Genomic DNA, 14,731 nt, shown 5'->3' with positions numbered 1-14,731 from the left:
TTAACTCTTGAAAAGAGAAGCTATAAAGCCCTTGTTACGAGATTTATCTCTCTCTGGCGACGACTGGATATGTTCAACAGTATTTTTTGGTAGCATGTCACGTGATTGCGCCGCAGCAGTTTTCCATGCGGATCTCGCTTCGGCAATCAATTCCGGCATCTCCGCCGCTTCCCCATCAGCGATGAGTTTGCGCAGGATTGACATTGCCCATTCTGGCTCTCCTGCCTGTAGCTTTGCGATACCAGACTGAAGCGTGGCGCGTGCAATCAGAGAAAGAGGCCTAGAGCAAGTCTCTAGGTATTTATCCTCAGGTGCGGAGCCTTTTCGTATACGCTCCATCAGATGATACGCACGTTCTTTCTCGCCATCTACTAATCGCGCAAAGCCTTCTTCGTAGACGGAGACCCAGTAAAGCGTTCCTGCTTCTTGCGAAAAAATAACATTATGTCGCTGAGCATGTGCGCAAAGATCAGCTGCGCATGAGAACAAATCGGCAGCGCTATAGGCCCCCATAGTTCGACCGTGTCGTGTCAACATGGCGGCGTAGAACACAAAACAGGGAAGGAAAAAAGGAGCCGCCGCTGAATAGGCGGGCAATGTATCACATGAACGGATTGCGCTCAGTGTTTCAGGGGGGGAAAGCGGATCGAAGCCGTATTTTGTTGCTATCGAGGAAGAAATTTCACGTCCTACAACAAAGGCTTCATCAAATTCCCCTTCATTAACAAGCTCCTTGAAAAGCCTGTAACGAACACCGGCACCCAAGGCATCGAGTGGATTTGTTGCTCCGAGTTTGGACCGCAGATAGTTGAGATAGTTGGCCCGTATTTTTACATCGTCATTCTTAAAGGAGATTGGTTCGTTGGCAGCATAGGCAATCAATCGCTCCTCACGAACATCAACAACAAAGTGAGAAAATCCAACCTCACGCAGCAAGTCCTCCAGCGCGGATTTGCTGAACAGCACCTGATGCAGGCCAGGCGATAGCGCTGCAATCATTGTGCTTAACGACACGCCGGGTGTTATGAACCCCGCATTGGGAGTAGTCAGTATTACAATGCCTTTTTGATCAAGGTATTCCCGTAACCCTTCCAGGAATGCCTTTGGATCTGGTACATGCTCAATGACTTCGGATGAGATTATTCTGTCAAACTTCTGTCCGACAAGTTCTGTTTGGTCCGACAGATATTCAGGAATGATCCGAATATCCAGCTCTTGACTGCCACGAGCTCCATATTCGGAAGGCTCTAGGCCAATAGCCTCACCGCGAGCTGCAAATTCCCAATAATCCAGGGGAAAACCGTACCCACAGCCAACATCAAGAAGACGTCCCTGATCGACGATGCCAACCCGTTCTAAAGGCCTGACCATGAAATCGATGCCTGCACCAATTTCAAGATAATGATCCCATACGTATTTGCTGTTGTCGGATCCTATAAATCCCTCATCTGAAGTGAGGAAATCTGCAAATTGACCCTCGGCGTTTATTGATGCACAAACTGGGCATTTATAAAACAACACGTCGCCACGACTCTGAACAACATGTTTCGTGCTGACTGTCAGCGTCATTTCTTCAGTTCTACCGCAGGCGAGACACGATTTTATCTCGACCTTGCTTCCATCGTACCACTTCAACTCGACCATTGCCTGCCCCCGCATGCATCACAGTTTTTGCTCAGACGAAAGCAAGACATTTCGCCTATGGTCGGCGTAGAGTGCGGACGGTGCAGTGTCAACCGCAGCAACTGTTAAAAAAAGTTGATTTCAACTCGCTTCCGCAAAAGGCTTATGGTTACCGTCGTTGCTCAAAAGAAATAAGTTCACTGTGATATCGAAAACGTTAGCAGTTCATTCCCCCACAATGGTTTTGGCGGCGGACCAATAGAGTACGATGAAGTGTTTCGCACTACTTTTCAGGCAATATGGTATGCATATTGCGCTGACTTTGTCCTCCTACGGATTTTGTTCCAGGAAATGTTTCCGCATCAAAACCATTTTGCTTAAGAAAATTAATTACTTCATGAAGCGTTCCGGACGCTATTGCATCTTTGATTACTTGAGTTTTTACAAACGGAAGGCCTAGCTTGATAAGTTCTCTCCAGCAGTAAATTGAGGGATTGCGCCGTCCGATGCCGCCGGCCGCAGGCAGCGTATAAAGTGGGCCGCATCTCAGACCCGCCGCAGAAAATTTACTCGTCATTCCGATTTCGTAAAGATTGATAATTCTGCTTTTGTCCGCCCATGACAATACGGAATTCCAGAATTTACGAACTTGCGTACTTTTAAGCGCATTTTTTTTCAGATGAATGAAGTAACTTTGTAGATGGTGATGACTAATTGTACTATCCGTCAGCCCGGTAACATCATAAGGAGAAAGAGAGATTTTATCAAACAAATCGTCGAAAGATGCCTGAGCGGGGATCATGCTATCATTCGCAAAAAGCAGTGTTTCTGCATCCCAGAGTTCCGGATGACGTTTTATCGCTGCAGCCCATATGGCGAAATCGTGACCGTCGTTTTGGCGAGCCGCGAAAGCATTGCAGAAGTCCTCTCCTGGATCCCGCGCAGACTCAGGTATTGAGAGGCTAACTCCGAGAGCGTAGACAAATAAATTTTGCTCTTTTAGACCCCGCATGTAGGCCAACGCATGTGGCGCAAACTGGCCATCCTTACCAAGCAAGCCAACGAAAAGGCAAACATTGCTGCCTGCTGGACATTGAAAGGGACGATGCTGCACCCATCTCGCAATCATCACGGAATGGCCGAGACCCGCCTCATCTTGCAGGAGTGGAATCGGTGTAATTCCAAAGCCTGCTCTGCAAATAAGAGCAGGTATGAGGTGTAAAAGCGTATCGGCATCATAGAGCCCGCTAGCGATATCTTGATACTCGATGTTTGTCGATAGAATCCAAGCGAGTGCGGATTTTCGAATAAGACAAGCTGTTGGAAAGCCTGAGCTAGATTTAATGTCTGCGACATCGATGTTCATGAGTTGGAGAAGTCGTTTGCTGTTCCCGCTGCTGAATTTTGAGACGTGGTTGGTTTCAGACGCTCCAAAACTAATCATGCCGATCGTGGGGTTTGCGGTCATAAAGGACCATGCAGGCCCGCTCCCGGTCGATCCGTCGCCAAAACGTTGCTGCAAATAATACTGAATCGCTGAGTTGTTGGTATGTGAAAACTCTCTTCCATTAACAAAGAACGCGAACTCCTCGCCGTTTGGGTCATGCAGCCAGTCGAGTATGTCACGTAAAATATTTGAAGATGCTTGAAGCTTTTGTATTTCTTGTCCTAGAAACAAAATATCGGATTCGTTATATCTAAGCCGATGGAATATGCTTCTCTCTGTTTGTGACAGTGCTTCAGGCATGAAGTTTCCGGCAGTTATTTCCCGAAGTTCCACGCCATTAAGTGTATGAATGTTTGGCCAATAGGAAAGGCGTCTCCGTCTTGCCTCGTCAATTAGTTCAAGTAGCTTCACCGAGAGAGGGCGACGTCGCCGACCTGTGGAAATGATCGCCGCGTCAAGTTTGAAAGGCGCCGAAAATGTGAGTTTATTTTCACCTGAAATGGACCGAAAAATAAAATAAGATACTTCTTTCTGAAGTTTCAATAAATATTTTTCACTAAATTCACCGGCCTTGATCTCCACAAGGCATAGCCCTGGCGTTTGGGTCGTAACGGTGACGTAGTGTTTGCGGATTGTATTTACTGATACAGAAGAATTAAACATCATTGACCTCGAAGGGCGGAATATCCCAAATTTTTGCAACCTTCAAACCTGCAAATGCTCATTGGCAATCGTAACTCTACCTAACCGCATGGTACCTGCTGTTTTAGAACAGTCATTTGGTGCGACTGCCAGCCAATATTCCGCTAAGAAATCCCACTGCTTTGGCACGTCTGCGCTCAGAGAAGAGGACAGCAGGTGAAAGAAGCAATGCTAGAGCTTGTACAAGCGCCGATGATACAGCAAAGGGTTTTCCATGCTTTCTACCGGTATAGATGCGCGACCGTGCCATGTGAAAAGCTTTGAAGCGCGCTATTTCCGGAGAACGTCCTGAAGAATGCCCGCTGAGGTGCATTACTACCGCATCACGTATAAACATTAAGGGGCCGAGCTTTTCAAGTCTTAGAGAAAGATCGTCATCTTCATGATACAGAAAAATATTCGGGTCGAATCCACCCACAGCTTCGAAGTTCTCGCGGGATACAAATATTGCAGCGCCGCTAAGTATGGGTACCTGCGCATCGCCGTTCGGCCATCCGCGTGGCAAGTATTTTTTACGTGGCAGGAGCCATGATCTACGTTTGAAATAGACGCTTCCATCGCTATTTATGATTCTGGGATTAAACGCGACAGCGTTTTGATAGCGCTGTGTCGCGTTAAGGAGCGCCTGTACCGCTCCATCCCTCAGTTTTGCGTCGGGGTTTAGGAAGAGTAGCCAGGGCGTTTTCGCGATCGCCGCCCCAGCATTGCAACCGCGCCCGAAACCAACATTTTCCTCCAAGCTCAAAATGCTGATTTCACGGTTTTGAGGTAGGTTGGGGAGTCTGTTTGTCTTTCCGTTGTCGACAAGTATTATACGAGTAGATTTAGGTATTGAGTCCATCATTTCAGAAATAACGTTGTCGCTTTTGTAGCATACGGAAATAACTGTGACGTCTGAGGGCGAATCCTTATGCATGCTTACACACCCTCCACTGAGGTTGCTTCGCTATTAGGTCGAGATTGCGCTTGAAGCCCAGCGACACGATAGCCGGATTTTTGCACGAACGTACAGAATATTCGTTCCAATCCGTGTTGTAACGTATCGCGCTTGGCACCGTTTTCAATCTCAAAATCTGTAATACCAAGATTTATATCTTGCAGTAATTTCAACGCTGCCGGTCGAAACCAGAACATGGTGCCAGCAAAGAATATAACTTCATGAGACTCGAATTTTATTTTGGCCAAATCGAAAACTCGTCGCATTTGTACTAACTCGCTCTTGATGTATCGATTCACCGATTCTTCTGCTGGAGGCAACCGAAGGTTCAAGGGTCCCGCGAGGCCGATATCTGGAGTCTCTCTAAACATCTTCGCGATCTCGCGCGCTGCGCCATCTGCCAAAAGACTTGCCAAAGCGTAGCGACGGATTCTATGCCCGGAAATCGTTTCCTTGCCTTCCTTTCGCGAGAGTTTGCCATGGATTTTGCAAACCGCATCATAGGGCGCAAAAAAATCTTGCCGCAGAAGTTCGAGAAACGGCCCTACGTCGCGCCCCCGGTTCTCTGTGCGAATTACCTTTGCGTGCGGGAATGATCTTTGGACTTCCTTCGGAAACTCGTTGTCACTGCTAGTCACTGTAACGATGATGTCCATGTCCTGAGCGTTCATGGAGAGAACGGTTTTGATTTCCGGCCAAGTTTCCAAATAGTGCATGTGAACGTATATGCATGTTCTGGTGACACTGTTGTCACCAGAAGCATTGGAAATTCCATTGTTCACCCAGCCTTTATCTGCCCAATCCCAACCGTTTTTGGCAATGGAGGCATCATCCAGGCCATAGAGGTAAAGGTAGCGATATTCGACGTTGGAAAATGCCAATGATGCAATATATGAAGATAGGCCGCCGTAGCATAGAAGTTTTTCACCCGGGCCGAAACTCTGAATTCTATGTCTATTAAATCCTGCCAGTAGCATCCTGCAATAGAAATTCAGTGCGGATAAAGGAGAAAATTCAATATCTACAAGGCTATTGTTCTGGGTTTCTCCTACAATATTGATCGTTATCTTGGTGAGAGGTGTGTTTATTTTTAAGTAATATTGAATTTCATCGATCTGTGTATCGAGCCTGCAGCAACGGACACGGCCTTCAGTGTCGGCGATTTCGATCGCTTTTACACTTTTATCGGTCGTTAAATTGATGCTGTAGCAGCCGGGAGTGAGAGAAACGATTTTGACTATTTGCATTGAAAATTCCACATTCACCCCAGTTGGCTGTCGTGCAACAGATTTTTGGGAAACGATGTAGGGAGGCGCACCATACAAGTATTTCCAAAGGAGCAACAACGGTTCGTCTGACAAAGATCTAATTGGTGCGGTTTCGTGCTCAGCCGTGCTCAGGAAGTGGTAACGCCGACTCTAGGATAGAAATCTCTATGGAGCTATAGTCCTGCCAACCGACGTAGATATCTACCGTAGTCGCTTTTGCCGAATTTTGAAGCTACAGCAGCAAACTGGTCTTTCGTAATGAAGCCTTTGCTGAGGGCAACTTCTTCAGGACAAGCTATCTTGAAACCTTGTCGTTTTTCCAGGGTTCGTACGAATTCGCCGGCTTCCAATAAACTTTCGGGTGTTCCTGTATCGAGCCAGGCATAGCCTCGTCCCATGACCGAAACCTTCAGTTTTCCCCGTTCGAGGTAGATGCTATTTATATCAGTGATCTCGTATTCACCCCGCGCCGACGGTTTTAGGTTTGCGGCGATATCCACAACGTCCGCATCATAGAAGTACAAACCCGTAACTGCCCAGTTCGATTTTGGCCTCTGAGGCTTTTCTTCGATGGAAAGAGCCCGCATCTCGCTGTCGAACTCCACGACACCATACCGTTCGGGATCATTTACATGATATGCGAATACAGTGGCTCCCTCGGTTAAAGAAATCCCGGTTTTCAAAAGTTCTGGCAAACCATGGCCGTAGTAAATATTGTCACCCAATATCAAGCAAGACGATGAATGCGCTACAAAATCCGCGCCAATCATATAAGCCTGAGCAAGACCATCTGGACTTGGCTGTACAGCATATTGAATTGAGATTCCCCACTGTGAGCCATCGCTTAGTAGGCTTTGGAACAGGGGCATATCATGCGGCGTAGAAATGATGAGTATTTCGCGGATACCTGCGAGCATCAGCGTCGTCAGAGGGTAGTAGATCATCGGTTTGTCGTAAACCGGCAGGATTTGCTTAGACACCGCCAACGTCATGGGGTGCAGGCGGGTTCCGCTGCCTCCGGCAAGAATGATGCCCTTCATGGCGTTTCCTTTTTGCTTTGCGTTAGAGCGGCAACGACAGCGCGCGTTGATGTTTGCCATTCTGGCAACCTGATGCCGTAGACTTCCTCCAGCTTGCTGCAATCAAGCCGTGAGTTTGCCGGACGTCGGGCCGGGGTGGGATATTGCGCCGTCGTGATGTCTTTGATGATCATCGGCTTCCCTCCATTTTCCGCAGAAAATGCGAATATCTGCTTTGCGAATTCCGCCCAGTTTGTTTCGCCTGTTCCGGCCAAATGAAAAACGCCGCGAAGGTGCGCTGCGGAGTCTTCCTCAAGTTTTTTCGCAATCGCAACGATCGCTGCCGCGATGTCGTTTGCCGAGGTAGGGCACCCAAACTGGTCCGCCACAACATTTACTTCATCGCGGCTCTCAGCTAGCCGGAACATGGTTTTTACGAAATTGCTGCCATATTCCGAATAGACCCAAGCGGTTCTCAGAACGGCATAATTGTCGGTAATCTCAGAAACGGCCTGTTCGCCTTCGAGCTTTGAACGGCCATAGACGGAGGTCGGACCTGTAGGATCCGTCTCGACGTAGGCGGTGGCTTTGGTGCCATCGAATACGTAATCCGTGGAAAGATGGATGACCGGAACGCCGATGTCACTCGCAGCTCGTGCGACTGCTCTTGCGCCATCCCGATTGACTGTAAAGGCCATGTCGAGTTCGTTTTCCGCTTTGTCGACCGCGGTATAGGCCGCCGCTGACACTACGACATCGGGTTTTGCGTCACGTATTGCCTTGGCAACTGTTTCAGGGCGAGCAAGATCGAGTTCCGGCCGACCGAGAGGCACGATCTCCAGATTATCATTCCCAAGCGCTTGAAGCGCACTGACGACCTGTCCATTTTTTCCGGTGACTACCAACCGCATCCGGTTCAGCCCTTTGTCAGAACGCCGAGACGCTCTCCTGCGTAAACACCATCGCGAAGCGGCTGCCACCACCAGGCATTATCGAGATACCATTCCACTGTTTTGCGAATGCCGGTCGTGAAATTCTCCTGAGCTTTCCAGCCAAGTTCGGTTTCGAGCTTAGTCGCGTCAATGGCGTAGCGGGCATCGTGGCCGGGACGATCCGTGACGTATTTGATCAGCTCGGCATAGGGCTTAGATTGCGGGCGCAGTTCGTCCAGAATGGAACAGATGCAGTTGACCACATCGATGTTCTTTTGCTCGTTTCTGCCGCCGACATTGTATTTCTCGCCGGCAAGGCCCTTCTGAACAATGAGCCACAGGGCACGGGCATGGTCTTCCACATAAAGCCAGTCGCGGATGTTCGCGCCGTTTCCATAAACCGGCAGAGGCTTGCCTTCCAGCGCATTGAGAATGATCAGTGGAATAAGCTTTTCCGGGAAATGGAACGGCCCATAATTGTTTGAGCAGTTGGAAATAACTACCGGAAGGCCATAAGTGCGCTGCCAGGCCGTAGCGAGATGGTCGCTTGCGGCTTTTGAAGCTGAATACGGCGACGACGGATCGTACGGTGTTGTTTCTTCAAAGAGACCATGCTCTCCGAGCGAACCGTAAACTTCGTCGGTCGAGACGTGAAGTATGCGGAAGTCTGCTTTTGCGTCTTCGGCAAGACCGTTCCAATATTGCCGCGCGGCCTCCAGCATCGTGAATGTGCCGTTGACATTGGTCTGAATGAAATCAGCGGCTCCGGTTATGGAGCGGTCGACATGGCTCTCGGCCGCCAGATGCATCACGTAATTCGGCTGAAATGTCGCGAAAGCGTCATTCATAGCGGCGCGGTCACATATATCCGCCTGAAGAAAGCGGTGGTTCGGCGCATTTTCAATTGGCTTGAGTGAAGCCAGATTGCCCGCGTATGTCAGCTTGTCAACGGTGAGAACATCCGCACCAACTTCGCTTACGAGATGGCGCACAAGGGCCGACCCGATAAATCCGGCGCCGCCGGTGACTAGAACGCGCATCATCAGTTCCCAGTTTTTTTGTAGATGAAATATTCAGGCAAGTCGGAGAGAGGCGGCTGCTTGGCGTCCTTTTCGGAAAGCACGTAGCTGTCCATCTTTGGCCAGTTGATGCCGATGGCCGGATCATCCCACTTAACACCACGATCATGTGCCGCGCTGTAGGGAGCTGTGACTTTGTATGAGATAACGGTGTCGTCAATCTGCGTCACGAAACCATGGGCGAAGCCAGCTGGGATCCAGAGCTGTTCACCGTTTTCCGCTGAAAGCTCAACGGCCGCCCATTGTCCGAAAGTGGGCGATCCCGTTCTGATATCGACCGCGACATCCAGCAGGCGACCACGAATGCAGCGGACGAGCTTTCCCTGTGCAAAGGGATCCGCCTGGAAGTGAAGCCCGCGCACAGTCCCAGCTTGCGCAGACAGAGATTCATTGTCCTGCACGAATTCGATGTCAGCGACATTCTCGCGAAACCATTCCCGTTTGAAAACCTCGCTGAAATAACCCCTGCTATCGCCAAAACGAGCCGGAGTTATTTTTTTTAAGCCTGATATCGAGAATGCTTCTACCTGCACTTTGCGGATCCTGTCTGGTCTGCCTGCTCACGGTGATATGACTTTATCGCTACGGACAGTCAATAACGCTTTCTCGGTCGACCACACAAGAGTGACCCTCTCGACGTCCGGCGGTATAACGGAAAGGCCTGCCGGCTTCGTGCCTCGGCTCAAGACTATGTCCGCTTGTGCGGCCTGATTGACGTCCTCAGTTCCACCAATCTCTCCAGCGTCTCAAGGCTCCGGTCGGGGCAGGCAGCGGAGAGGGCTAGCGCCATGGTTTCCATGGCAATGAAGGAGGGGGCGTGTAGCGCAACGCCCTCGTTTTTTGCGCGAGGCAGGAAAAGGCAGGCGGTGGCGTGTTTTTTGAGCACGCTGTCTTCCTGGCCAAGCAGCATGATGATCGGGATGTCGAGGCGGCCGGCCTCCGTGATGGCGGTCTGGGCTTCGCGGTGGGCGCGGCCATGCAACAGCATGATGAGGACGTGGCCGTTTTCGAGGTCGAGCAATTGTTCTGCGAGTGTGATGCCGGTGGCGTTCAGCGTATAGGAGCGAACGCCCGAGCGCTGGAACAGCCGCGCTGCATAGGTGGCGATGATGCCGGAGGCTCCGATGCCGAGGACGCCGATGCCGCGTGCTTCTGCCAGAAGACGCACGGACACGGCGATGGCTTCGCGGTTTTCCGCGCTGGCCAGCATTTCCAAGGTGTTTTTCTGGTTCTCGAGGACGAAGTCAATTGCCGCGTCGGAATTGCCCGACATGGATTTGGTCGTGGCTGCCATCTTCTCGACGGGTGAATCCGTCACGCCGAGATAGGCTTCCAGTGTTTCCTTGAGATCGACCAGCCCCTGAAATCCAAGTGCCTGGATCGCTCGGATGACAGTCGCATCGGATGTCTTCGTTTCAAAGCCGATTTCCAGCGCTGATTTGCCAAGAACGGCGTGGCGGTGGCCGTCAATATATTCGGCAACGGCAAGCAGGCCGGGCGAAAGACGGTCGCGGCGCTTGCGCAATTGATCACCGAAGCGGTCGGTGTGCCGAAGCCTTGATATACGCGTTTCGTCAGCCGGCATGGGTTTTTCCGTGAAGATGAGTTTCATACTCTTCTTCACGGATTAGCAGCGCTTCCAGTCGGGAGGCAAGCGCTTTGGGGCAGCTTTCATCATCATTTTTCAGCCGTGGGCTTCACCGTGAGATGCGACTGGATGGCGGAGACCATGAGGCTGAGGGCGGCATAGGAGTTGGAGATTGCCTCCTCGCGCGGAAGAAGAATGTAGCGGCCATTCCGGCAGGCCTGCAGGAAATTGCAGAAACCGGGCATCACAGCCTCCATCATGTCGATTTCGGCCTGCGGAGAAGCGCCTGTGTCGGAACGATAGGGATCGAAGATGAAGTCGGCGTCGAGTTCCGGCAGGCGCTCGGCGCTGATCTCGATGCGCTCGCCTTCCGGAATATCGTCAATGATGGCGGGGAAACGAAAACCGGCATCGCGCAGCACCCGGCCAAGCGCGCGATAGGTATGATAGACGCTGATCTTGCCATTCAGCGGCTGGAACACCGAGACCGTGTCGGCGCCGGTATCGACGGAGGCCTTCAGCGCTTCGATCTGCGCCCGGTAGCGTCGGTCCAGCACGGCGAGCCGCGGTTGCGTGCCGGTCAGTTCGGCCAGCACCTTGTAGATATGCGGCGCACCGTCCTTCGTGTTGTCGATGGCGACGGTCGGGGCAATCTGCTGCAGTTTATCGATAGGGGTGGGGCGGTCCGGTTCCGTCAGGATGAGATCGGGTTTGAGGGCGACGATCGCCTCCAGATCAGCATTGATGGAGCCGATATAGGCGATGTCGCTATTGTCGAAATCGACGCCGGTCAGAATGGCGCTGGAACGCAGATAGGGTTTGCCGTCTCCACCCATGCGGCCATGGCTGCCCACCGGCATCACGCCCAGCTCTATCAGCGGAATGGTGAGATCAATGTCATGCAGGGCGACGATGCGCTTCGGCTGGAGAGGAACGGAGACCGCGCGGCCGAGGTCATCGGTAAAGGTCCGGTTGCCCTCGGCGTTAGCAATGCATGAGCCGAGAAGAAGCCCGGCGGTTGAAACGAAAGCGAGAATGGTTTTGCGCATGAAAGACCTATAGTCGGTGCCGGTGAAACCAGAGAAGGATAAGAAGGGTGGGGGTGCCCACGGCCGAAAGAACGAGCCCGGTCGGTAGTTCAAGCGGTGAAAAAGCGGTTCGGGCAATCGTATCGGCCGTCGCAACCAGCGTCGCTCCCGCCAGCCCTGCTCCCACAACGAGCCCGGGATGGGAGCCGCCCGGCAATAGCAGCCGGGCGATATGCGGGCCGATCAGGCCGACAAAGCCGATGCTACCGGTAAAGGAGACGCAGGATGCGGTGAGAATGACAGCAAGGACGACATGCAGGGCAGACAGCCAGCGGGTGTGAACGCCAAGTGCCGCTGCGCTATTGTCTCCGAGCGCCTGAACATCGGCGGCGCGGGCGCTGAGGAGAAGAAGGCAAAGGGTGATGGCAAGAATGGCTGAAAGGATCGAGACGGCGGTCCAGGATGCGCCTTGCAGGTTTCCCGCCATCCAGATCATCGCCGTCTGCAAATTGCGAATATCAAGCGATGCCATAAGGGTAAGCAACAAAGCTGATAAAAACCATGAAAAACCGATGCCCGTCAGAACGAAGCGCAGTCGTGAGGTGACGCCGGAAAGCGAAAAGACGATTGCAGCACTCGCCATCCCGCCGGCGATACCGGCCAGGGGGCGAAATGCCACCGGCAGGGAGGGCAGCAAAAAAAGGCAGCCCAGCACCGCGAGCGACGCGCCTTCGCGCACGCCGAGCAGGCCGGGGTCGGCAAGGCTGTTGCGGGTGGTCGCTTGCATGATGGCACCGGCAATGCCCAGCATGGCACCGGAGACCATGGCGAGCGCCAGGCGCGAGAGGCGGAAGTCGAGAACCATTACGGCATCAGTGGCGACGGGGTCAGCATTTGCACGGGTTAGTAGCGACCACAGGGAGGAGGCCGTAATAGGATGGCTGCCGGCGGTAAGCGACCATACGGCGACAAGCGTAAGGCAAAGGGCAAGCGCCAGTAGAATGGCGAACCGCTGCGGCATCAGGCGAATGGAGAAACGCGCCAGTCTGATGACCCTGTAACCGTTCATTTCACCACCCTGCGCACCAGCCAGAGAAAGATCGGGGCACCGACAAGACCGGTCATTGCCCCTGTCGGCAATTCCTTCGGCGAAAGGATCAGGCGGGCGGCGAGATCGGCCGCGATCAGTAAAACCGCACCGCCGAGCGCGGCGATGGGAATGGCGAGCAGAAGCCGCCCGGTTCTCAGACGCGCAACGAGTGGCGGCACCACCAGACCAACGAAACCGATGGGACCGGCGATGGCGATGGCCGCGCCGCAGAACAGAGATATTGCGACAAGCGCCAGAATTCGGGTGGAGCGGACAGGCACGCCGAGCGTGGCAGCGGTGGTGTCACCCAAAGCGAGAAGATCGAGCCGCGGCGCGACGGCGAATGCGAGGAGAAGCGCGATGGTGACTGCGGGCAGGGCTGCGGCGATGGCCGACATCGAAACCCCCGCCGTATCGCCCACCAACCAGAAGCGCATCTGCTGCAATGTTTCCTCGTTGAGAATGAGGATGGCGGAGGTGAGGGTTCCGGCAAGCGTTGACAGCGCTATGCCGCAAAAGACGAGTTTTGCCGGCGTCAGCCCCTGCCGTCCGGCCGAGGCGAACAGCAGAACAAGAGAAAAGCTGATGCCCGCCCCCATGGCTGCCAGCAGCGGGCGCAAGGCCGGCGTTGCGATCAGTCCTAGCGGCGTCACCGTCGCCACAACGACCGCGAGGCTTGCCCCCGCATTCAGCCCCAGAATATGCGGCTCGCCGAGCGGGTTTCGAAGCAGGGTCTGCAACAGAAGCCCCGTTATTCCAAGGCAGGCCCCGGCCTGAAGCGCCGCCAGCAGACGCGGCAACCGCAGACGCAGCAAAACCTGCTGGTCGAAATTGCGGGCGTCATAGGAGAATATCAGGTCGTGCAGAACGTGTAGGCGAACGGCGCGCGGGCCGGCGCCGATGTGCGCCAGTACCAGAAGCAGCATGGCCAGCAGCAGAAACAGCGCTGCCGCAAACGTGCGGCCATAGGCCTGCTCCTGCAAGGCGCGCGCGCTGCCGCGGGTTCTCGCAAACATCATGCCGCGCCGGTCCGGCCGGGTAGGGGAAGAAATACCGGCCGCGCCGTTACCGGATGTGTGAGCTGGGCGACGGGCATGTCGAAAACGTCCGCGATGATTTGGGCATCGCACAGTGTCGCCGTTTCCAGCCGGTGCCGCAGCCGTCCGTCCTTCAGAAAAATCAGGTGGTCGGCATATTGCAGGGCGAGATTGAGGTCATGTAGCACCGCCACGATCGTGCGGTTGTGGTGTGTGACGAGGTCGGCCAGCATGTCCAGCACCTCTATCTGGTGATGGAGATCCAGAAAGGTCGTGGGTTCATCAAGGAGGATGATATCCGTCTGCTGCGCGAGCGCCATGGCGATCCAGGCGCGCTGGCGTTGGCCGCCTGAAAGGCTGTCGACTGCTCTTTCTGCAAGCGCGGACATCCCGGTCACGGAAAGTGCCTCGTTCACCGCGTCAGCGTCTTCCTCACTCCATTGTTTCAAAAATCCCTGATGCGGGTAACGGCCACGGGAGACGAGATCGAAGACCGAAAGCCCTTCCGGCGTGTGGTTCTGCTGCGCCAGCATGCCGAGCTTTTTCGCGACCTCCCGCGTGGGGTGGCGGAAGATGTCTTGGCCATCGAGAACAACATGGCCGCGCGCCGGGCGGTGCAGGCGGGCGAGGGCGGAAAGCAGCGTGGATTTTCCTGACCCGTTTGGGCCGAGCAGGACGGTGAAGCGGTTCGGTGCAACGTTTACGGACATGTCGGCAAGCACGGGCGTGTCGCCATAGGCAAGTTCGATTGCCTTGGCCGCAAGCCGTATATCCTCGCGTCTGTTTTTGCCGCCGGCGCTCAAGATCGTACCCGTTTGAATGGACCACTACCAGAATTATTGATGACTGTAGTAGTCAAGTATATCGCATTTGAAAAAGCGGTTTTTACGCGGTGATTTGCACAAAAACGGCGGTTGCAGGCCGAAAATAAGGACCGGCGATGCCTGAATGTCCGTTCTTCGCATCAATCTTTTGCCCGTC

General features: G+C 53.3%; 13 protein-coding genes. All 13 read right to left on the bottom strand.

The window, feature by feature from the left end:
- The 13 genes from OK142_RS15680 to OK142_RS15620 all read right to left on the bottom strand — a co-directional run bounded on the left by OK142_RS15680 (position 1) and on the right by OK142_RS15620 (position 14,553).
- Positions 1-1,644: a class I SAM-dependent methyltransferase gene (locus OK142_RS15680; protein ID WP_498683759.1), complete on the bottom strand. Its 1,644-nt coding sequence runs from the start codon at positions 1,642-1,644 to the stop codon at positions 1-3.
- 262 nt (positions 1,645-1,906) lie between these two features.
- The gene (locus OK142_RS15675) at positions 1,907-3,652 is read right to left on the bottom strand and encodes a rhamnan synthesis F family protein (RefSeq protein ID WP_498683755.1); all 1,746 of its coding nucleotides are present in this window, start codon (positions 3,650-3,652) and stop codon (positions 1,907-1,909) included.
- Between the two features lie 193 nt (positions 3,653-3,845).
- Entirely contained in the window at positions 3,846-4,688 is an 843-nt protein-coding gene (locus OK142_RS15670; protein WP_498683753.1) for a glycosyltransferase family 2 protein, read from the bottom strand.
- A gap of 2 nt (positions 4,689-4,690) precedes the next feature.
- Complete coding sequence (locus OK142_RS15665) at positions 4,691-5,956, bottom strand: rhamnan synthesis F family protein (RefSeq protein WP_498683751.1); 1,266 nt, start codon at positions 5,954-5,956, stop codon at positions 4,691-4,693.
- A 194-nt stretch (positions 5,957-6,150) separates the two neighbouring features.
- Entirely contained in the window at positions 6,151-7,017 is an 867-nt protein-coding gene (rfbA, locus tag OK142_RS15660) for a glucose-1-phosphate thymidylyltransferase RfbA (protein ID WP_498683750.1), read from the bottom strand.
- Positions 7,014-7,907: a dTDP-4-dehydrorhamnose reductase gene (rfbD, locus tag OK142_RS15655; RefSeq protein ID WP_498683749.1), complete on the bottom strand. Its 894-nt coding sequence runs from the start codon at positions 7,905-7,907 to the stop codon at positions 7,014-7,016. Before rfbD ends, rfbA begins: the two co-directional genes overlap by 4 nt.
- A gap of 5 nt (positions 7,908-7,912) precedes the next feature.
- Positions 7,913-8,968, bottom strand: a complete 1,056-nt coding sequence (gene rfbB, locus OK142_RS15650) for a dTDP-glucose 4,6-dehydratase (RefSeq protein WP_498683922.1) — start codon at positions 8,966-8,968, stop codon at positions 7,913-7,915.
- A 2-nt stretch (positions 8,969-8,970) separates the two neighbouring features.
- Positions 8,971-9,540 (bottom strand): dTDP-4-dehydrorhamnose 3,5-epimerase, encoded by a 570-nt coding sequence (rfbC, locus tag OK142_RS15645; protein ID WP_498683748.1) that lies wholly within the window; start codon positions 9,538-9,540, stop codon positions 8,971-8,973.
- Between the two features lie 155 nt (positions 9,541-9,695).
- On the bottom strand, positions 9,696-10,592 hold the full coding sequence (locus tag OK142_RS15640) for a MurR/RpiR family transcriptional regulator (protein ID WP_498683920.1): 897 nt from the start codon (positions 10,590-10,592) through the stop codon (positions 9,696-9,698).
- 92 nt (positions 10,593-10,684) lie between these two features.
- Positions 10,685-11,644 (bottom strand): ABC transporter substrate-binding protein, encoded by a 960-nt coding sequence (locus tag OK142_RS15635; RefSeq protein WP_498683746.1) that lies wholly within the window; start codon positions 11,642-11,644, stop codon positions 10,685-10,687.
- A 7-nt stretch (positions 11,645-11,651) separates the two neighbouring features.
- Positions 11,652-12,692: a FecCD family ABC transporter permease gene (locus OK142_RS15630; protein ID WP_498683745.1), complete on the bottom strand. Its 1,041-nt coding sequence runs from the start codon at positions 12,690-12,692 to the stop codon at positions 11,652-11,654.
- Positions 12,689-13,732, bottom strand: a complete 1,044-nt coding sequence (locus OK142_RS15625) for a FecCD family ABC transporter permease (RefSeq protein WP_498683743.1) — start codon at positions 13,730-13,732, stop codon at positions 12,689-12,691. The genes OK142_RS15630 and OK142_RS15625 overlap by 4 nt, the downstream gene beginning before the upstream one ends.
- Entirely contained in the window at positions 13,729-14,553 is an 825-nt protein-coding gene (locus OK142_RS15620; protein WP_498683741.1) for an ABC transporter ATP-binding protein, read from the bottom strand. The genes OK142_RS15625 and OK142_RS15620 overlap by 4 nt, the downstream gene beginning before the upstream one ends.
- Positions 14,554-14,731: the final 178 nt, after the last annotated feature.

Origin of the sequence: Agrobacterium sp. BT-220-3 (assembly GCF_025910175.1) — a bacterium.
GTDB classification, from domain to species: domain Bacteria; phylum Pseudomonadota; class Alphaproteobacteria; order Rhizobiales; family Rhizobiaceae; genus Agrobacterium; species Agrobacterium oryzihabitans.
Note: the sequence above shows the minus strand (reverse complement) of the source record. Positions and strands in the feature narration are given on the sequence as shown.